This is a genomic window from Comamonas terrae (assembly GCF_001544075.1).
Taxonomy (GTDB): Bacteria; Pseudomonadota; Gammaproteobacteria; order Burkholderiales; family Burkholderiaceae_C; genus Comamonas; species Comamonas terrae.
Genome location: NZ_BCNT01000004.1, coordinates 290,418 through 309,315, shown reverse-complemented (window position 1 = coordinate 309,315; position 18,898 = coordinate 290,418). Strand labels below are relative to the sequence as shown.

Annotated in this window: 14 protein-coding genes and 1 riboswitch; of the genes, 8 read left to right on the top strand and 6 right to left on the bottom strand. The window is 67.4% G+C overall.

Annotation, left to right across the window (positions count from 1 at the left end; all coding sequences use genetic code 11):
- The first annotated feature begins 239 nt into the window (after positions 1 to 239).
- The 3 genes from Cte04_RS07695 to Cte04_RS07685 all read left to right on the top strand — a co-directional run bounded on the left by Cte04_RS07695 (position 240) and on the right by Cte04_RS07685 (position 4,184).
- A complete protein-coding gene (locus Cte04_RS07695) occupies positions 240 to 1,523 on the top strand; it encodes a C4-dicarboxylate transporter DctA (protein WP_066474885.1) in 1,284 nt (427 codons plus the stop codon).
- Positions 1,524 to 1,621: 98 nt separating this feature from the next.
- Complete coding sequence (locus tag Cte04_RS07690) at positions 1,622 to 3,451, top strand: methyl-accepting chemotaxis protein (RefSeq protein WP_066474883.1); 1,830 nt, start codon at positions 1,622 to 1,624, stop codon at positions 3,449 to 3,451.
- 49 nt (positions 3,452 to 3,500) lie between these two features.
- A complete protein-coding gene (locus Cte04_RS07685) occupies positions 3,501 to 4,184 on the top strand; it encodes a GntR family transcriptional regulator (protein ID WP_066474880.1) in 684 nt (227 codons plus the stop codon).
- A 36-nt stretch (positions 4,185 to 4,220) separates the two neighbouring features.
- Here the strand turns inward: Cte04_RS07685 and Cte04_RS07680 are convergent, their stop codons facing one another.
- Together Cte04_RS07680 and Cte04_RS07675 are read right to left on the bottom strand one after the other, a co-directional pair.
- On the bottom strand, positions 4,221 to 5,804 hold the full coding sequence (locus Cte04_RS07680) for a DUF3482 domain-containing protein (protein ID WP_083526557.1): 1,584 nt from the start codon (positions 5,802 to 5,804) through the stop codon (positions 4,221 to 4,223).
- Positions 5,801 to 7,297, bottom strand: coding sequence for a DUF2868 domain-containing protein (locus tag Cte04_RS07675; protein WP_066474876.1), 1,497 nt, complete (start codon positions 7,295 to 7,297; stop codon positions 5,801 to 5,803). Before Cte04_RS07675 ends, Cte04_RS07680 begins: the two co-directional genes overlap by 4 nt.
- A gap of 159 nt (positions 7,298 to 7,456) precedes the next feature.
- Between Cte04_RS07675 and trpB the strand changes: the two genes are divergently transcribed.
- The gene (gene trpB / locus Cte04_RS07670; protein WP_066474873.1) at positions 7,457 to 8,659 is read left to right on the top strand and encodes a tryptophan synthase subunit beta; all 1,203 of its coding nucleotides are present in this window, start codon (positions 7,457 to 7,459) and stop codon (positions 8,657 to 8,659) included.
- 122 nt (positions 8,660 to 8,781) lie between these two features.
- Complete coding sequence (locus tag Cte04_RS07665; protein ID WP_083526556.1) at positions 8,782 to 10,149, top strand: glycerophosphodiester phosphodiesterase family protein; 1,368 nt, start codon at positions 8,782 to 8,784, stop codon at positions 10,147 to 10,149.
- 53 nt (positions 10,150 to 10,202) lie between these two features.
- Here the strand turns inward: Cte04_RS07665 and metH are convergent, their stop codons facing one another.
- The 3 genes from metH to Cte04_RS07650 form a co-directional block, all read right to left on the bottom strand.
- Positions 10,203 to 12,953: a methionine synthase gene (gene metH, locus Cte04_RS07660; protein WP_083526555.1), complete on the bottom strand. Its 2,751-nt coding sequence runs from the start codon at positions 12,951 to 12,953 to the stop codon at positions 10,203 to 10,205.
- A 34-nt stretch (positions 12,954 to 12,987) separates the two neighbouring features.
- A riboswitch (S-adenosyl-L-homocysteine riboswitch) is annotated at positions 12,988 to 13,101 on the bottom strand.
- 95 nt (positions 13,102 to 13,196) lie between these two features.
- A complete protein-coding gene (locus Cte04_RS07655; protein WP_066474868.1) occupies positions 13,197 to 13,517 on the bottom strand; it encodes a hypothetical protein in 321 nt (106 codons plus the stop codon).
- Between the two features lie 148 nt (positions 13,518 to 13,665).
- Entirely contained in the window at positions 13,666 to 14,184 is a 519-nt protein-coding gene (locus Cte04_RS07650) for a PACE efflux transporter (protein ID WP_083526554.1), read from the bottom strand.
- A gap of 72 nt (positions 14,185 to 14,256) precedes the next feature.
- Here Cte04_RS07650 and Cte04_RS07645 point away from each other — a divergent pair, with 72 nt between their 5' ends.
- On the top strand, positions 14,257 to 15,171 hold the full coding sequence (locus Cte04_RS07645) for a LysR family transcriptional regulator (RefSeq protein ID WP_066474865.1): 915 nt from the start codon (positions 14,257 to 14,259) through the stop codon (positions 15,169 to 15,171).
- 54 nt (positions 15,172 to 15,225) lie between these two features.
- Complete coding sequence (locus Cte04_RS07640) at positions 15,226 to 16,323, top strand: PPK2 family polyphosphate kinase (RefSeq protein ID WP_370671020.1); 1,098 nt, start codon at positions 15,226 to 15,228, stop codon at positions 16,321 to 16,323.
- A gap of 131 nt (positions 16,324 to 16,454) precedes the next feature.
- Here the strand turns inward: Cte04_RS07640 and Cte04_RS07635 are convergent, their stop codons facing one another.
- Complete coding sequence (locus tag Cte04_RS07635; protein WP_083526552.1) at positions 16,455 to 17,378, bottom strand: fumarylacetoacetate hydrolase family protein; 924 nt, start codon at positions 17,376 to 17,378, stop codon at positions 16,455 to 16,457.
- 208 nt (positions 17,379 to 17,586) lie between these two features.
- On the opposite strand from Cte04_RS07635, the gene Cte04_RS07630 reads away from it, so the two are divergent.
- The gene (locus Cte04_RS07630; protein ID WP_066474862.1) at positions 17,587 to 18,894 is read left to right on the top strand and encodes a Glu/Leu/Phe/Val family dehydrogenase; all 1,308 of its coding nucleotides are present in this window, start codon (positions 17,587 to 17,589) and stop codon (positions 18,892 to 18,894) included.
- Positions 18,895 to 18,898: the final 4 nt, after the last annotated feature.

The following is an 18,898-nucleotide window of genomic DNA, read 5'->3' as shown; positions in this document are numbered from 1 at the left end:
ACATGCCTTGGCTTTTTTTCATTGCCGGCCGCCGCTTCCTCGCAGGGACGGCGGCCCCATGCAGCGGGGACGCAGGGCGCCATTTCATTTCCCGCCTAAAAAAGGCAAGGCTCTTTTGCCGCGAAGCCGGTGCGCGGCCCAGGAAACCCCTATGTTTTTCTGCAGGCCACTTGTCTACATTCTTGTATGCAACGACAAGATTTCCTTGCATACAAGATTAGCCAACAGCAGAGGCAGACATGCGCCGTTTTGCAAAATCACTTTTCGGGCAGGTAGTGATCGCCCTTATCGTCGGGGTGCTCGCCGGCCTCCTGGTTCCGGAGTTCGCCGTCAAGCTCAAGCCGCTGGGCGACGGCTTCATCAAGCTGATCAAGATGATCATCCCCGTGCTGGTGTTCTGCGTGGTCGTGCACGGCATCGCCGGCGCTGGCGACCTCAAGCGCGTGGGCCGCGTGGGCGTGAAGTCGCTGATCTACTTCGAGGTGCTGACCACCATCGCGCTGGGCATGGGCCTGGTGCTGGCCTTCGTGTTCGAGCCCGGCGTGGGCATGAACGTGGACACCAGCAAGCTCGATCCCTCGGCCATGGCGGCCTATGCCAGCAATGCCGACAAGCTGACCAGCGGCGGCACGGTGGAATTCCTGATGAAGCTCATCCCCGGCACCGTGGTGGAAGCCTTCGCCAAGGGCGACGTGCTGCAGGTGCTGCTGTTCGCGGTGCTGTTCGGCTGCGCGCTGACCCTGCTGGGCGAGCGCGGCAAGCCCGTGTCGGACCTGGTGGACACGCTGTCCATGGTGCTGTTCAAGATCATGGGCATCATCATCAAGCTGGCGCCGCTGGGCGTGCTGGGCGCCATCGCCTTCACCGTGGGCCAGTACGGCATCGGCTCGCTCAAGCAGCTGGGCATGCTGGTGGCGCTGTTCTACGTGGCGGTGCTGATCTTCGTGTTCGTGGTGCTGGGCCTGGTGATGCGCCTGTCCGGCTTCAGCCTGATCAAGCTGCTGCGCTACCTGCGTGAAGAACTGACCATCGTGTTCGCCACCACCTCGTCCGACAGCGTGCTGCCCCAGATCATGGCCAAGCTGCGCAACATGGGCGTGCGCGATTCCACCGTGGGCCTGGTGATTCCCACCGGCTACTCGTTCAACCTGGACGCGTTCTCGATCTACATCACGCTGGCCGCCGTGTTCATCGCCCAGGCGACCAACACGCCCATCAGCATGGCCGACCTGCTGACCATCCTGGCCATCGCGCTGGTCACCTCCAAGGGTGCGCACGGCGTGCCCGGTTCGGCCATCGTGGTGCTGGCCGCCACGCTGCATGCGATTCCCGCCATTCCCGCCATCGGCCTGGTGCTGGTGCTGTCGGTGGACTGGTTCATGGGCATCGCCCGCGCGCTGGGCAACCTGATCGGCAACTGCGTGGCCACCGTGGCCATCGCCGCCTGGGAAGGCGACATCGACCGCGAGCGTGCCCATGCCGTGCTCGACGGCCGCCTGCCCAAGGATGCCGATGCAGGCTGAAGCTTAAGGCGCAGCGCGGGCGGCATCCGGGGCGGGAGGCTCCGGATGCCGCTTCGCCTTTTCCCATTCAAGAACATATCCACGCGTTTCCGATTCCCATGCTCAAGTCCCTGCGCACCAAAATTCTCCTGATCAGCACCGCCACCGTGGTCTGCGCCCTGGCGGTGACCGGCGCGGCCACCTATGCCATCACGCGCGCCAGCACCTTCCAGACCATCGAGCAGGACCTGGATGCCATCGCGGCCGGCAACGCCATGGCCATCGACCAGTGGGTGGCCTCCAGGGCCATGGCCGTGAATGCCGCCGCGGCGGTGATCGAGCATGGCGATCCGCAGGGCTTTGCCGCGCACCTGGGGCAGGCCGGCGGCTTTCCCGTGACCACCGTGGGCTGGGAGGACAAGAGCTTCAAGACCACCACGCAGGCCGCCGCAGGCTACGACCCCACGGCCCGCCCCTGGTACAAGACCGCCGTGCAGGCCGGCAAGCTGGCCGTGACCAAGCCCTATGGCGACTCCACGACAGGCCAGCCCTTCGTGGCCTTCGTCGCGCCCATGCTGCGCAACGGCGCGCTGCAGGGCGTGCTCAACGGCGCCGTGCCGCTCGCGGGCGTGCGCGACGTGGTGGCCGCCATCCATCCCACCCCCAGCAGCCTGGGCTTTGTGGTCGGCGCCGACGGCCAGGTGCTGGCCCATGCGGACAGCAAGCGCATGCTCCAGCCGGTATCCGAGATCTCGCCGCTGCTCACGCCGGCCGTGCTGGCCTCGCTGGCCGGCTCCACCCAGCCGCTGGAAGCGGAACTCGACGGTGCCGCCAAGCTGCTCAGGGCGCGACCCATCCAGGGCACGGACTGGCTGCTGGTGGTGGCGCTGGACAAGGCCGAGGCCACGGCCGGCCTGCGCAGCGTGCTCGGGACACTGGCCGCCGCCATCGTGCTGCTGGCGCTGATTGCCGCGGCTGCGGCCGCCACGCTGACCGCCAAGTCCTTCCGCCGCCTGTCCCAGGTGCGCGACGCCATGGACCGGATCGGCTCGGGCGGCGGCGACCTCACGCAGCGCCTGCCCGTCAGCGGCCAGGACGAGGTGGCCCAGATCGCCTCCTCCTTCAATGCCTTCGTCGAACAGATCGGCACCGTGCTCAAGGACGTGCGCGGCGGCGTCGAATCCATGAAGACCGCCACGGACGAAATCAAGGCCGGCAACCAGGACCTGTCCAATCGCACAGAAAGCTCGGCCAGCCATCTGCAGGAGACCGCGGCCTCGCTCTCGCAACTCACCGCCAACGTCAAGCAGTCCGCCGAAGCCGCGGCCCAGGCCACGCGCCTGGCGCATTCGGCACGGGAATCGGCCACCCGGGGCGGCGCCGTGGTCGCCGGGGCCGTGAGCACCATGGACGACATCTCGGGCGCATCGGCCAGGATCGGCGAGATCATCGGCGTGATCGACTCCATCGCCTTCCAGACCAACATCCTCGCGCTCAATGCGGCCGTCGAGGCCGCGCGCGCCGGCGAGCAGGGCCGGGGCTTTGCCGTGGTGGCCTCCGAGGTGCGCAGCCTCGCGCACCGCAGCGCCACGGCGGCCAGGGAGATCAAGGAGCTGATCGATGCCTCGGGCAGCAGCGTGGCTGCCGGCACCGAGCGCGTGCATGCCGCAGGCGCCACCATGCAGGAAATCGTCTCCAGCATCCAGCGCGTGGCGCAGATCATCGGGGACATCAGCGGCACGCTGACCGAGCAGAGCGTGGGCATCGGCCAGATCAACCAGGCCGTGGCCGAGATGGACTACGCCACGCAGCAGAACGCGGCGCTGGTGGAGCAATCCACGGCGGCCTCGTCCGTGCTCAACGAGCAGGCCCACCATCTTTCGCGCACCGTGGCAGGCTTCACGCTGGAGCCGCAGGCCGGCCCTGGAGCACTGAGCATGGCGTACTAGCAAGCCCTGACTTTACGCGCAGCGGCGCATCATCGCTTAATCTTGAACCATGAGCAGCAACCAGACACAGATCGCCCATCAGGTAGTGGAATCCATCCTGGCCAAGAAGCTGGCCCCCGGCGAGCGCCTGGGCGAGCAGGAGCTGGCCGACCTGTTCGGAGTGAGCCGCACGCTGGTGCGCGAGGCGCTGATGCAGCTACAGGCGCGGGGCTTCGTGGAAGTTCGCCCGCGCCGCGGCTGGTATGTCGTGGAGCCCTCGGCCGCCGAGGCCAAGGATGCCTTTTCGGCGCGGCGCATCATCGAGACCGGCATCCTGCAGGAGGCCGGCAAGCCGCTGCAGCGCGTCATCACCCAGCTGCGCCGTCACATCGCCCAGGAACAGAAGGCGATCGCCGGCGCCGACAACGCCATGCGCGCCTTTCTGCTGGCGGACTTCCATGTCTGCCTGGCCGAGCAGATGGGCCACAAGCTGCTGGCCGACACGCTGCGCGACCTGACGGCGCGCACCACGCTGGCGGCCACGCTGTACCAGTCCACGCACAGCGCCAGCCAGTCCTGCGCCGAGCACGAACGCATCGTCGCGGCGCTGGAGCGCGGCGACACCGAAGAGGCCAAGGCCCTGATGCTGGAGCACATAGGCACCGTGGAGCAATCGCTGGAAATCACGCCCGTGCCGCCCAGCGATGCCAGCGGCTGGCTGCGGGCCACGCTGGCTCCCGTATCAAAACGATAGCAGACTACGCGCTTTCAATAAGGCTTTGATGGCGATTCAGCCTTTTTCTTCGATCTGAAGATCAGGGTATAGCTGCGCCATGACCTGGCCCAGGCAGTCCTGCAGCAGGCGGGCCACCCTCTCCTCGCCCTCCTCGCCGCCCTGCTGCGGCGCGCGCAGGGCCTGCCAGCATTGCGACCACTGCGGCGCATGCGCGGCCACGGCGGCCTGCACCGCCTCGTTCCAGCGCTGCGGCGCGGAAGGACTCGAATAGCGCCCCCGGCCGCGGCCGAAATGGGAGATCACCAGGTACTTGAGCAGCACCAGGCCCGCCAGCGCCGTCAGATACTCGCCCGAGAGCTGGAAGCGCTGCGCATCGCGGTCCAGCATCTTGTTGCTGCCCCAGGCGGCGCCGGCAAACGTCACGGCGCCCACCAGGGCCCCCAGCAATGCCCCCGTGCCCAGCGTCAGTCCGCCGGCCACCAGATCGGCGCCCAGCCCCGTGGCCGCGCCGGCCGTGAGCGCGCCCCACAGGCTGGCGGCCTTGGGGTCGACGGGCGCGCTGATCTGCAGCTGGCTGCGCAGCTGCTCCTGGATCTGGCTGGCGGCCAGCCCGTCCAGCCGATGCAGTTCCAGCAGGCGCTGCGTGGACTGCACATCGGCCTGCTGCACGGACTGCAGCAGCTGGCGGATCGCGGCCTGGGCCCGGGGGTCCGAAGGCAGGTCCGCGTCCTGCACCGCCCCCTTCGCGCCCAGCGTGGCCGCCACCTTGCCGCTCACCGATTGCCAGGCCCGGGCCAGCAGCTTGCCCTGGGCCGGGTCCAGGCTTTCCTGCAGCTTTGCCGTGCCCAACAGCTGCCGCGCCAGCGCCTGCAGGCTTTGCTGCTCGCACTGCCGCTGCTGCAGTTCGCGCGCCTGCAGCAGGCGCCGGTAGGCCGGCTGCTTGGCCGCCGGCAGCAGCGGTGCGATCGCCTGCATCATGTGCCGCTCATGCCACCAGCTGCGCGTGAAGGCATCCAGCACCAGCACCTCGCGCACCGTGTCCGCAAAGCCTTGCGTGGCCTTGCGCCAGCGCTGCAGGTCGGCCTCGGTCTGCGCCTGCGAGGTGTCGCTGCCGATCTGGTTGAGCAGCACGATGACAGGCTTGTCCATCCACCGCAGAATCTGCATCTCCGCACTCCAGTAGCCCGCATCGGCCGGGTCTTCGGCGGCATTGACCAGATAGAGCATCACGTCCGCATGGTCGCGCGCGGCCAGCAGCGCGCGCTGGCTCAGATAGAAAGGCCGGTCGCGCCAGCGGTCCCAGACGTTGGAGAGGAACCAGCCCAGCGGATTGCCGTGCTGCCGCAGGCGCTCGTACAGCCGCACGGAATCGCCGAAGCCCGGCGTATCCCACAGCCACAGTTCGTCGCCTTGCTCTGTTTGCTGCAGCAGGTAGCGCTCGGACCGGCTGGTGATGTGGGCCGCGTCCTCGATCTCGCCCACGTCGTCGGCGGCCAGCGTGCGCGTCAGCGTGGTCTTGCCGATATTGGTGTGCGACAGCAGGCACCACTGGATGCTCCGGCCCTCGCCGGCCGCGGGCGGCGCAGCAGGCGGCAAGGGTTCGCCCCTGTGCGTTTCCGCGTGGTTTTCCGTGCTCATGGCCGCGCTTCCTCGCCGGTAATCACCTGGGCCGTCAGGCCGCCATCGCGCGCATGCTGGCGCACAAATTCCTGCCACAGATGCTCGCGTTCGCGCACGCGCGCCGGGGCACCGCTGTTGCGGGCCACAAAGTCGGCAGCCCAGAGCCAGACTTCGGCATGCACGCCCCAGCGCTGCTGTACCTGGGCCAGCAGCTGGCCGTGGATCTCGGCCTCGGGCGTGGCCGCCATATTGAGCAGCAGCACCTGCTGCGCGCCCTCGGAGGTGGCAGCGGAGGCCGGCAAGGCGCCGCCATAGGCCAGCGTGGGCAGCAGCACCAGCTGCGCCCCGGCGCCATAGCGCTGCGCCACATGGCGCTGCAGCCCGGCCTGGCGCTGCGGCGTGATTTCCAGGCTGTAGGGCAGCACCTGCAGCACCGTGGCGCGGCCTGCCCAGTCGCGCTGCAGCTTCTGGAAATACGGCTGCTGCAGCGGCAGCGCCATATGGCCGGCAAGCCAGCGTGCGCGCAGGGCCTGCCACAGCGCCAGCAGCAGGCGCGGCGCCAGCACGGTAAGGGCCAGCAGCAGCGTGTAGCGCTGCACCCAGCGCTCGCCTTCCATGAGCGGGGCCTGTGCCACGCCCCCTGCGCTCGCCCAGCCCTGCAGGGCGCGGATCTCGTCCAGGCTCCAGGGCGCCGTGCCCAGGAGTTGATGGACCGGCGCGAACAGCAGGTTCAGGCAGGACTGCACGGCAGCGGGCGACAGAAAGGTGCTCTCCCAGCCCACCAGATAGGCCCGGGTCAGGCCCGTGACCCACAGCGAAGCCAATGCTCCCGCAGCCAGCATGGCCGCTCCCAGATGCAGGCACATCAGCCACTGCGCCCGGCGCGGACGCTGGCTGAGCTGCCACCAGTTGCGCTCGAAAGTCAGCGCCATCTTGCGCAGGCCCGTGCCGGCCAGCTGCATCTTCTTCGGCTGCAGCTTGTGCAGCCAGCCCTCCGGGCCGGAGGCGGCCGGTGCGGCAGCCACGCCCTGCACCGGCATCAGCGGCACGGCCACCGCCGGCTTGCGCCGCAGCAGGCCGCGCAAGCCATTCAATACCAGGAGCACATAGACCAGCAGATTCCACAGCACCACGGCGATCAGCGAGGGCGAGAGCAGGTCCACGCGATGCGGATCGGTGATCGCATGGCCTGCATAGCCCACCGCAAAGGCCGCGGCCAGCACGCCCAGCACTGCCCAGCGCGAAACCCCGGCGGCCTGCGCGCGCAGCGCCCGGATTTCTGCAGGCAGTTGCGCGGCCGCGATGACGCGCAGTGCCCGCTCCTGCAAAAAGGCGGTGAACGCCGCGCGCTGGGGCGCACCGCTCTTGCCGTTCTGGCCGCTTTTTCCCAGGGCATGCAGGCACTCCTGCGTGATGGCGTCGCAGCGCGCGGCCGTGGGCAGGGCCTCATGGGGCGGCGCGGTTTCTATGGCATGGGCGAAAACGATGTCGCGGAGGGCGCTGGCTTTCATGCCGCTATTGTGTTGCAGCCCGCAGTGGCATGCGGTATTCGCAAATTCATGAGCACGCAGCGCTTTACAGGCAAGCGTTTCAAGCGTTTTTCATTGCCAATCAGCGTCCTGTGGTATGAATGCGCTTTCGCGCCATATCCACAATCCAGGAGACAACAGATGACCCAGAATCCCGCCGCCATGCCCGATGCCAGCGGCTTCTTCGGCCCCTATGGCGGCCAGCTGGTGCCGCCCCATCTCAAGCAGGCCATGGACGATATCGCCGCCGCCTATGCGGAGATCGCCAAGCGGCAGGATTTCCAGGACGAGCTGGCCCAGCTGTTTGCCGACTACGTGGGGCGGCCCAGCCCCATCTTCCATGCCCGGCGCCTGTCCGCGCAGCTGGGCGGCGCGCAGATCCACCTCAAGCGCGAGGACCTGAACCACACGGGCGCGCACAAGATCAACCACTGCCTGGGCGAGGCGCTGCTGGCCAGGTTCATGGGCAAGAAGAAGGTCATCGCCGAGACCGGCGCCGGCCAGCACGGCGTGGCGCTGGCCACGGCGTGCGCGCTGGTGGGCATTCCCTGCGAGATCCACATGGGCCAGGTGGACATCGAAAAGGAACACCCCAACGTCACCAAGATGCGCATCCTGGGCTGCAAGCTGGTGCCCGTCACGCGCGGCGCAGCCACGCTCAAGGAAGCCGTGGACAGCGCCTTCGAGGAATACCTCACCAACCCCACGGACTACATCTATGCCATCGGCTCCGTGGTCGGTCCGCACCCGTTCCCGATGATGGTGCGCGACTTCCAGTCCATCATCGGCCGCGAAGCCCGGGAGCAGTTTCAGGCCAAGTACGGCCGGCTGCCCGACCATGTGGCCGCCTGCGTGGGCGGCGGCAGCAATGCCATGGGCATGTTCACGGCCTTCCTCGGCGACGAATCCGTGCGCCTCGTGGGCGTGGAACCCTCGGGCGAGGGCACGGACCGCCCCGGCCGCCATGCAGCCACGCTGACCATGGGCAAGCCCGGCGAAATCCACGGCATGAAGTGCTACGTGCTGGAGAACGCCGACGGCACGCCCGCCGCCGTACACAGCATCGCCTCGGGCCTGGACTACCCGGGCGTGGGGCCGCAGCACAGCTACCTCAAGGACCTGGGCCGCGTGCAGTACGAAATTGCCAGCGACAAGGAATGCCTCGACGCCTTCATGACGCTGTCGCGCGTGGAGGGCATCATCCCCGCGCTGGAGAGCGCACATGCCGTGGCCTGGGCCATGCGCGTGGCGCCCACGCTGCCCGGGGACCGGCACATCCTCGTCAATCTCTCGGGCCGCGGCGACAAGGATGCCGACTACGTGGCCAAGGTGCTGGGCATTTGATCCCCTGGCGCCTGCACCGCTGCCATCTCCGTGTCACGCCCCTGACATGCTTTGCGCCTAGGGTCCAGGGCGGCACGCACTCCAAGCTCCCACCAGACCACGCATATTCCATGAAACCATCCATGCCCCAGTTCCGCCTCTCCACCCTTGGCGCCATGCTGCTCTCCGCACTGGCCCTGTCCGCCTGCGGCGGCGGAGACGGCCCCCAGGAAATCCGCTACCAGACGCTGGACGGCAAGCCGCCGCAGGTGATCGCGCACCGCGGCCTGTCCGGCCTGTATCCCGAACAGACCCGCATGGCCTACGAAAAGGCCGCCGATGCGGGCGCGGACATGCTGGAGCTGGACATGCACATGACGCGCGACTGCCAGCTGGTGGCACGCCACAATGCCTGGCTCGGCGACAGCACGAATGTCGCCGAGGTGGCCAAGACCAATGCCGGCGTCGCCGCGCGCAAGCGCACCACGCCCGGTGTCTGGGTCGACGTGAAATACCCGGTGAACGGCCCCGCCGACGGCCCGGCACGGTACCTGAGCGACCAGCTCGACGCCCACGACCCCAAGTCCGTGCTCAAGCCGCTGGTGGTCGACGGCGAGGACCATACCAACGACTGGTCCATCAGCGACTTCACGCTGGACGAGCTGCGCACCCTGCTGGCCGGCACCATCCTGGACAACGCCAGCGAACGCCCCACCGAATGGAACGGCAAGCTGCCGCTGATCAGCGCCCAGGAGGTGATCGACATCGCTGTGGCCAAGGGCAAGGAGCAAAAGCGCAGCATCGCCGTCTATGCGGAAACCAAGAACCCGTACTGGAACAACCAGCAGGCCATTGCCAACGGCTGCGGCGCGCCGGGCTCGCGCCCGTTCGAGGACGCGGTGATGGCCCTGCTCAAGAAGAACGGCCTCAACACCAAGGATGCACCCATCTACATCCAGAGCTTCGACCCCGAGAGCCTCAAGTACCTGCGCAAGGCCGGCATGCAGGCCAAGGGCGTGCAGCTGATCGACGGCAACGACATCAACTATCAGGACGGCTCCATGGTCTACATCACCAATGATGAATGGACCTTCATCAGCGGCCGCCCCTACAGCTGGACGCTGGCCGGCGATGCGCGCACCTTCGGCGCCATGCTCACGCCCGCAGGCCTGGCCGAGATCAAGCAGTACGCCGACGGCATCGGCCCCTGGAAGCCTGAAGTGCTGGCCCATTCCGTCGTGCCCTACAAGGCCGGTGCCGGCCTCAAGGACGTGAACACGCTCAAGGATACCGGCCTCATCGCGAATGCGCACAAGGCAGGCCTGGTGGTGCACAGCTTCACCTTCCGCAACGAGCCCGGTCGCCTGGCCGGCATCTACAAGGGTGACCCCGTACAGGAATTCCTGGCCTATTTCCGCCTGGGCATCGACGGCGTGTTCACCGACTTCACGCCCACCGGCGTGAAGGCGCGCGAGGCCTATGAGCAGGAACTCAAGGCCAAGCCGTTCTGACACCGGCCTGCGCCCATAAGAAAGCCACCGCGAGGTGGCTTTTCTTTTTATGCTCAGCCCAGATTCGGCGCCAGCAGGCGCCGCAGCTCCTCGATGTCCATGCCGCGGCGCTCGGCCATGTCGGCCAGCTGGTCCTCGCCGATCTGGCCCACGTTGAAATACGTAGCCTCGGGGCTGCCCAGGTAGAAGCCGCTCACGCTCGATGCCGGGAACATGGCCAGGCTGTCGGTCAGCTCCATGCCGATCTCCCTGGCGTCCAGCAGCCTGAACAGATCGATCTTGGCCGTGTGGTCCGGGCAGGCCGGGTAGCCGGGCGCGGGGCGTATGCCCTGGTACTGCTCCTTGATGAGCTGCTCGTTGGTCAGCTGCTCGTCGGCCGCGTAGCCCCACAGGTCCTTGCGCACGCGCTCGTGCAGGCACTCGGCAAAGGCCTCGGCCAGGCGGTCGGCCAGGGCCTTGAACATGATGCCCGAGTAGTCGTCCAGCGCGGCCTGGAACTCCTTGTCCTTCTTCTCGGCGCCGATGCCGGCCGTCACGGCAAACAAACCGGCGTAGTCCTTGATGCCGGATTCTTTGGTGGCCACGAAGTCCGACAGGCAGCGGCTGGGCCTCATCGCGCCGTCGACCATCTGCTTCTCGGTCTGCTGGCGCAGGCCGTACCAGGTCATGAGCTCGGTGCTGCGCGACTCGTCGCTGTAGAACACGATGTCGTCGCCCACGCGGTTGGCGGGATACAAGGCCATCACGCCGTTGGCCGTGAGCCAGCGGCCCTCGATGATCTTCCTGAGCATGACCTGCGCATCTGCCAGCACCTTGCGCGCCTCGGTGCCCACGATCTCGTCGTCGAGGATGGCGGGGTAAGGCCCGGCCAGGTCCCAGGTCTGGAAGAACGGGCCCCAGTCGATGTACTGGGCGATCTCGGCCAGGTCGAAATTCTTGAACACGCGGCGGCCCAGCACGCGCGGCGCCACGGGGGGGTGGGCGGCGAAGTCCACGGGCGTGGCATTGGCGCGGGCCTGGGCCAGCGGCCACAGCGGCGTCTTCTTCTTGTTGGCGTGCTGGGTGCGCACCTTGTCGTAGTCGGCCTGCAGCTCGTCCAGGTAGGCCTGCTTGCCTTCGCCCAGCAGGCTCTGCGCCACGCTCACGCTGCGCGAGGCGTCGGGCACGTAGACCACGGGGCCGTCGTACTTGGGCGCGATCTTCACGGCCGTGTGCACGCGCGAGCAGGTGGCGCCGCCGATCAGCAGCGGAATCTTCCTGATACGGAAGTACTCGTCCTTGTCCATCTCGCCGGCCACGTACTGCATCTCTTCGAGGCTGGGCGTGATCAGGCCAGATAGGCCGATGATGTCCGCGCCCTCGGCCTTGGCCTTGGCCAGGATCTCGTGGCAGGGCACCATCACGCCCATGTTGATGACCTCGAAGTTGTTGCACTGCAGGACCACGGTGACGATGTTCTTACCGATGTCGTGCACGTCGCCCTTGACGGTGGCGATGACGATCTTGCCCTTGCTGGACACGTCCATGCCCGCGGCTTCCTGCTGGCGCTTTTCCTCCTCGATGTAGGGGATCAGGTGGGCCACGGCCTGCTTCATCACGCGCGCGGATTTCACCACCTGGGGCAGGAACATCTTGCCGGCGCCGAACAGGTCGCCGACGATGTTCATGCCGTCCATCAGCGGGCCTTCGATCACGTGCAGCGGGCGACCGCCCCCTTGCACCACGATCTGCTGGTAGGCCTCTTCCGTGTCCTCGACGATGAAATCGGTGATGCCGTGCACCAGCGCATGCGACAGGCGCTCGCCCACGGTCTTGGGGGCGTCCGGGGTACCGCGCCATTCGAGCTTCTTGCTGTCGTCCTTGGCCGCGCCCTTGGCGGCCTCGGCGATCTCCAGCAGGCGCTCGGCCGCATCGGGGCGGCGGTTGAGCACCACGTCCTCCACGCGCTCGCGCAGCTGCGGCTCCAGGTCGTCATAGACGCCGACCATGCCGGCGTTGACGATGCCCATGTCCATGCCCGCCTGGATGGCGTGGTAGAGGAACACGGTATGGATGGCCTCGCGCACCGGGTCGTTGCCGCGGAAGGAAAAGCTCACGTTGGACACGCCGCCACTGACCTTGGCACCAGGCAGGTTCTGCTTGATCCAGCGCGTGGCCTCGATGAACTCCACCGCGTAGTTGTTGTGCTCCTCGATGCCGGTGGCCACGGCGAAGATGTTGGGGTCGAAGATGATGTCCTCGGGCGGAAAGCCCACCTCGTCGACCAGCACGCGGTAGGCGCGCTCGCAGATCTCGATCTTGCGCCGGTAGGTGTCGGCCTGGCCCTGCTCGTCGAAGGCCATGACCACGGCGGCCGCGCCGTAGCGCTTGATGAGCCGGGCCTGGCGCTTGAATTCGTCCACGCCCTCCTTCATGGAGATGGAATTGACGATGCCCTTGCCCTGCAGGCAGCGCAGGCCGGCCTCGATCACTTCCCACTTGGACGAATCCACCATCACCGGCACCTTGGCGATGTCGGGTTCGGAGGCGATGAGGTTCAGGAAGCGCACCATGGCGGCCTTGCTGTCGAGCATGGCCTCGTCCATGTTCACGTCGATGACCTGGGCGCCGTTTTCCACCTGCTGGCGCGCCACCGACAGCGCTTCCTCGTACTGTTCGTTGAGGATCATGCGCGCGAACGCCTTGGAACCCGTGACGTTGGTGCGCTCGCCCACATTGACGAACAGCGTGCCTTCGCCGATGAAGACGGGCTCCAGGCCCGACAGGCGCATGGGGGGAATGGAAACGGGGGACGCAGCAGACATCACGCTCACCTGTAGAAAACCAAGACAGAAACAGGACAGGTGAGCGCCGTTGTGAATGCAGGGCGGCATGCAGGGCCGCCGCTTCCGAGCCTGACGCCGCGGCTCAGACCCTGACGGGCTGGCGGGCGCTGCAGCGCTCCTCGGAAGAGAGCGCTATTCTAGCGCGCGCCTCCGGCAGCTGCCGCCCCGGGGCTTGCGCAAAGCACCTGTGACCATCCGTCCTGCAGCGTGGAGCCGGGCGGCTCAATCGTCGTCATCGTCATCGCCATGGCGCCAGTGGCGATGGTGGTGCCTGCGCCAGCCCCGGTCCCACCGTTCCCAGCGGTCGTCGTCATAGCCTCGCCATCCCGGTGCATAGACGGGCTGCTGCGGCATGACCACCACCGGGCGCGGCGTGTAGACGGGCCGGGGAACCACATAGGCTGGCGGCGGCATATACACGGGGGCAGGCGCCACCATGACGGGGCCCGGCACGCCGATGCCGATGTTCAGGTCCACCCTGGCAAAGGCACCGGTGGCCGCCATGGCCAGCAAACCGGCGAAGGCGAGCTTTCTGTAGTTCATCTTGACCTCTCCGGCGATGCGCAGGCATCGCCATGACTTGTGGAGATTCCAACGAGACACCAGGCGGCCCGGTTGACTCCCGGTTGTAACCAAATCCGGGAAAGTGAAAGCGCCTGCCCACGCCGCGGCGCGGAGGCGCAACGGGTCATCAGCCCTGCGCCGATGCCGGCAGGCCGAAGATCCGGTCGAACGCCCAGTTGAAGGCAAAGGTATAGACCATGAAGAACACCAGGAGGCCGGCTTCCATCACCGCCGCCTGCCACAGCGACACCTCGAACCACCAGGCCATCAGCGGGATCAGCATGGCGGCAATGCCTCCCTCGAAGCCGATCGCATGCACCACGCGGCGCAGCACGGAACGGCCCTTGACGCTCTGGCGCGCCTCCCATTTTTCAAACAGGTAGTTGAAGCCCAGGTTCCAGCAGATCGCAATGGCCGACGCGGCCACGGCCATCACGCCGGATGCGCCGGCTTCCTGGCCGATGGCCATGAAGATCAGGCTGGAGACGGCGATGGCGATGGCCTCATACAGGGAAACGTAGATGACGCGGCGCTTGGGGCCTTGCAGGCCGGTGGCCTGCCGGGAACCGGACGTGCGGGAAGCGCTGGAAACCGAAGACGACGCAGCGGCGGCCGCTGCGGTGGAAACAGAAACTTGTTGAGACATGGGATGCAGTGTATGTTCTGAAAATTGAAGATAAAAGTCAGCTTCTTTCAGTTTTTCTGACAAGTCCAAGCCATGCCCTTTGCCGCCGATCAGGTACCCCTGTTTCTGGCCGTGCTCGATGCCGGCTCTTTCTCCGCGGCCGCGCGCCGGCTCGGGCGCGTGCCTTCGGCCGTCAGCATGGCCATTGCCCAGCTCGAAGCCGAGCTGGACCTGCAGCTTTTCGACCGCAGCGGGCGCGAGCCCGTGCCCACGGCCGCCGCCCGTGCGCTGGAGCCCCAGGCCCGCCTGCTGGCCGAACAGCTGCAGCAGCTCAACTGGCAGGCCAGCGCCTTGCACCAGGGTCTGGAAGAACGGCTGACCTTGGCCATCGCGCCCGAGCTGCTGTCCACCCACTGGACCGGCACGCTGGCCCAGTTGGTGCAGGAATTCCCGGCCCTGCCCGTCGAGGTGCTGGCCGCCCCGCAGACCGACGCCCTGGAACTGCTGCATGCGGGGCGCGCGCACCTGGCCCTGGTCTTCGAGCGCCCCGCCATCGATGGCCGCGAAGGCTTCCAGGAAATGGGCCGCGAAACCCTGGTGGCCGTGATGGCGCCCGGCTTTGCGCCGTGGCAGCAGGCCCGCACGGAGCATGGCGCCCAGGCCCGGCTCACGGTGGAGCAGCTGGCCGCCGCGCGCCAGGTGCTGATGGCCAGCCGCGACCCCGCCCAGATCGATACGCGCTTTGTCTTTGCCCAGCAGCGCTGGCGCACGGACAGCCACCAGGCGGCGCTGTCCCTCATCAGCGCGGGTCTGGGCTGGGGTTGGCTGCCCCGGACCCTGGTCGAACCCCATATCGCGGCCGGCAGCCTGATGGAGATACCCGTGCAAAGCCTGAGCAACGGCACCACGCTGTTCGTGGACTGGGTCTGGTCCAAGGAGCGCCCGATGGGACTGGCGGCGCGCCGCTTCGTGCAGTTGCTGCGCGAGCGCCCGCCCGACACGGCATGACTGCGGAAGTCGGCTGACGGCGGCGGCACCGAAGCTGTGGCAAAACAGCGCTCGATGCCCCGCACCGCCCAGCGCCCCTTTTTGTTCCCGGAGCCTAAAGCCATGCTGCAAACCCGCAAGACCACCCGGCCGCCCAAGGCGGTGCTGCCCGCCGTGCCGTTTCCCACCAGCGCATCGGTCAAGGCCGCGCAAAGCCCGTCCGGCCCTGTCCGCAAGCCCTCGGGCAAACAGGCTGTCAAGGCAGGCAAGGCCGCCGCACTGCCCGCCCCTTTGCCGCCGTTCGTCAGCCGCGATGCCGCGCTGCAAGTCCTGTGGCAGCAGTGGCAACCCGGTGTGGCGCGCGATGCAGGCCGGGCCGCGGACGCGATGCCACCGCCGATCGACCTGCTCCGCTATGCCCCCGCTTCCAAGCCGTTTTCCTCGGGCAAGGGCAAGGCCCACGACAAGGCGCTGGTCAGCGAACTCGCCCAGGACCTGGACGGGCTGCAGAACGTCTTCTATGCCGATCGCCGCTTCAAGCTGCTGGTCATCCTGCAGGGCATGGACGCAGCCGGCAAGGACGGCACGCTGCGCGGCGTGTTCAGCCAGATGACGCCGCTGGGCGTGCGCACCGTGGGCTGGAAGGCGCCCACCGAGACCGAGAAGGCGCGCGACTATCTGTGGCGCATCCACCTGCAGGCGCCGGCCAGCGGCGAGATCGTGGTCTTCAACCGCAGCCATTACGAGGATGTGCTGGTGCCCGTGGTCAACCGGTGGATCACGCCCGAACAGCAGGCCCAGCGCTATGCGCAGATCAACGACTTCGAGCGCATGCTCAGCGAGACCGGCACCGTCGTCGTCAAGTTCATGCTGCACATCAGCAAGGAGGAGCAGCGCCAGCGCCTGCAGGAACGCCTGGACGACCCGACCAAGCACTGGAAATTCGACGAAGGCGACCTCCAGGTGCGCGCCCAGTGGGACGACTACCAGCAGGCCTACGCCCGCCTGCTGGCGGCCACGCACACGCCCTGGGCGCCATGGACCATTGTGCCGGCCGACTCCAAGACCCACCGCAACCTGATGATTGCCACGCTGCTGCGCGAGGTGCTGCACAACCTCGGTCTCCAATACCCGCCCGGCGCCCCGGCGCTCGACAAGATCAAGGTGAAATAGGGGCGCGGCGCGGCCATGCCGCGCTCACATAAGTGAAGCATGCAGCGCCGGATCCGTATCGATTTGAGAGAGAGATAAACCTGAAATCGTTTCCTGCCCAGCGTAAGACGCTTCCATTTCAGAAGCAAAATCTAGAACTGCCAGCCCAGCTGCCCCAGGCCTTCGAACGCGATATCGAAACGGTCGCCCGCCTGCAGCTTCTGGCAGCCGCACCAGGTGCCCGTGGTCACCACGGTGCCGGCCGGCACGCTGCCGTATTCGGCCGCCACATGCTGCAGCCAGTCCGCCAGCAGCCAGGCCGGATCGCCCAGGCTGTGCGTGCCGGCAAAGCGCGGGGGGTCGCCGCCGTTGACCTGTACCGTACAGACCTGCTGCGCCCAGTCACGGCCTAGCAGCACGCTGGCCGGCAGCCAGGGGCCCAGCGCCAGCCCGCCATGGCACTGGCCGTCGGCCAGCAGCGCCAGCGCCGGTGCCTGGAGGCCGTCGCGCCAGCGCACATCCACCCATTCGATGGCCACGGCCACGCCGTCGATCAGCTCCAGTGCGCCTTGCGCCGTCAGGGCAAGCGCCTGCTCGGCCGTCACTTCGCGGCCCAGGCGCAGGGCCACCTCGGCCTCCACGCCGCGCAGATTGAACACGGCCTGCGGCGCCGGTGCCACGGGCCGGTCCAGGTGCACGCCGTCCTCCGGCAGCGGCACATGCAGCAGGCGTGCGGCGCGGCTGGCAGCGCCGGACTTCCAGTAGCGCGGCGCCCGATCGGCCGGCCACCAGCCATAGGCCCGGGCCAGCGCCCGCTGCACCTGGCGCGCATCGTCCTCGCCGCGCATCAGCGGCGCCACGTCGGCGCCCAGGGCCATGGTCTGCCCGAGCTTGCGCGACCACCACAGCGCATCGGCCGTGGCATAGCTGTCCTCGTGCAGCGCGGGCGCCAGCGTCTTCCAGTCAGGCAGCACATCCTGCTGCTCCTGCAGCTCGGGCGCCAGGCCGATGGGCGGCGTGTTGGCAAAGGGGGCGGGACCGCACCCACTTTTTTCGCATTCATTGTTTTCAGGCATGAAGGCAATGATGGCAAATTTCGTGCATCTATGCGGTTTTCAGGCGCGAATCGGGGCTGCGGAAACGCAGTTTTTTTGCTTATGCACAAAACGCATAAAGCTGCAAGCAACTTGCCTTGGACAGCGGCCGGCCGCCGCTCTAATCTGCTCTACCTAGCCGGTGCCGCCGCAAAACGGCAGCGCCTGTTTCAGTCAACCAGGCAACATCATGCAAGCCAAAGACTCTTCGGCGCCCGCCATGGCGCACGCTCTTCCCTCCTACCTCAACCCCGATCATCTCGGCCCCTGGGGCATCTACCTGCAGCAGGTCGATCGCGTCACGCCGTATCTGGGCTCGCTGGCCCGCTGGGTGGAAACGCTCAAGCGCCCCAAGCGCATTCTGGTGGTGGACGTGCCCATCGAGATGGATGACGGCCGCATTGCCCACTTCGAGGGCTACCGCGTGCAGCACAACCTGAGCCGCGGCCCCGGCAAGGGCGGCGTGCGTTTCCACCAGGACGTGACGCTGTCCGAAGTGATGGCCCTGTCGGCCTGGATGTCGGTGAAGAACGCCGCCGTGAACGTGCCCTACGGCGGCGCCAAGGGCGGCATCCGCGTCGATCCGCGCACCCTGTCCAAGGGCGAGCTGGAGCGCCTGACCCGCCGCTACACCAGCGAGATCGGCCTGCTGATCGGCCCCTCCAAGGACATTCCGGCTCCCGACGTGAACACCAACGGCCAGATCATGGCCTGGATGATGGACACCTACTCCATGAACACCGGCGCCACGGCCACCGGCGTGGTCACGGGCAAGCCCATCGACCTGGGCGGCTCGCTGGGCCGCGTGGAAGCCACGGGCCGCGGCGTGTTCACCGTGGGCGTGGAAGCCGCCAAGCTGACGGGCCTGTCGGTGCAGGGCGCGCGCGTCGCCGTGCAGGGTTTCGGCAACGTGGGCGGCACGGCGGGCAAGCTGTTTGCCGAGGCTGGCGCCAAGGTCGTGGCCGTGCAGGACCATACCGGCACCATTCATAACGCCAACGGCCTGGACGTGCCGGCCCTGCTCGAGCATGTGACCAACACGGGCGGCGTGGGCGGCTTTGCCGGCGCGCAAGCCATGGATGCCAAGGACTTCTGGGGCGTGGAATGCGACATCCTGATCCCCGCAGCGCTGGAGGGCCAGATCACCAAGGACAACGCCGGCCAGATCAAGGCCAAGATGGTGATCGAGGGCGCCAACGGCCCCACCACCCCCGAGGCCGACGACATCCTGACCGACAAGGGCGTGCTGGTGCTGCCAGACGTGATCGCCAACGCCGGCGGCGTGACGGTCAGCTACTTCGAATGGGTGCAGGACTTCTCCAGCTTCTTCTGGACCGAGGACGAGATCAACGCCCGCCTGGTGCGCATCATGCAGGAGGCCTTTGCCGCGGTCTGGGCCGTGGCTCAGGAGCATAAGGTGACGCTGCGCACCGCCACCTTCATCGTGGCCTGCAAGCGCATGCTGCATGCCCGCGAAATGCGCGGCCTGTATCCATAAGCCC

What these genes read in the sequence shown, in the direction of transcription:
- Cte04_RS07655 (WP_066474868.1), bottom strand. Translation starts at nt 13,517, where the DNA reads ATGAACTACAGAAAGCTCGCCTTCGCCGGTTTGCTGGCCATGGCGGCC.
- Cte04_RS07685 (WP_066474880.1), top strand. Translation starts at nt 3,501, where the DNA reads ATGAGCAGCAACCAGACACAGATCGCCCATCAGGTAGTGGAATCCATC.
- Cte04_RS07665 (WP_083526556.1), top strand. Translation starts at nt 8,782, where the DNA reads ATGCCCCAGTTCCGCCTCTCCACCCTTGGCGCCATGCTGCTCTCCGCA.
- Cte04_RS07630 (WP_066474862.1), top strand. Translation starts at nt 17,587, where the DNA reads ATGCAAGCCAAAGACTCTTCGGCGCCCGCCATGGCGCACGCTCTTCCC.
- Cte04_RS07680 (WP_083526557.1), bottom strand. Translation starts at nt 5,804, where the DNA reads ATGAGCACGGAAAACCACGCGGAAACGCACAGGGGCGAACCCTTGCCG.
- Cte04_RS07650 (WP_083526554.1), bottom strand. Translation starts at nt 14,184, where the DNA reads ATGTCTCAACAAGTTTCTGTTTCCACCGCAGCGGCCGCCGCTGCGTCG.
- metH (WP_083526555.1), bottom strand. Translation starts at nt 12,953, where the DNA reads ATGTCTGCTGCGTCCCCCGTTTCCATTCCCCCCATGCGCCTGTCGGGC.
- Cte04_RS07690 (WP_066474883.1), top strand. Translation starts at nt 1,622, where the DNA reads ATGCTCAAGTCCCTGCGCACCAAAATTCTCCTGATCAGCACCGCCACC.
- Cte04_RS07695 (WP_066474885.1), top strand. Translation starts at nt 240, where the DNA reads ATGCGCCGTTTTGCAAAATCACTTTTCGGGCAGGTAGTGATCGCCCTT.
- Cte04_RS07645 (WP_066474865.1), top strand. Translation starts at nt 14,257, where the DNA reads ATGCCCTTTGCCGCCGATCAGGTACCCCTGTTTCTGGCCGTGCTCGAT.
- Cte04_RS07675 (WP_066474876.1), bottom strand. Translation starts at nt 7,297, where the DNA reads ATGAAAGCCAGCGCCCTCCGCGACATCGTTTTCGCCCATGCCATAGAA.
- Cte04_RS07635 (WP_083526552.1), bottom strand. Translation starts at nt 17,378, where the DNA reads ATGCCTGAAAACAATGAATGCGAAAAAAGTGGGTGCGGTCCCGCCCCC.
- Cte04_RS07640 (WP_370671020.1), top strand. Translation starts at nt 15,226, where the DNA reads ATGCCCCGCACCGCCCAGCGCCCCTTTTTGTTCCCGGAGCCTAAAGCC.
- trpB (WP_066474873.1), top strand. Translation starts at nt 7,457, where the DNA reads ATGACCCAGAATCCCGCCGCCATGCCCGATGCCAGCGGCTTCTTCGGC.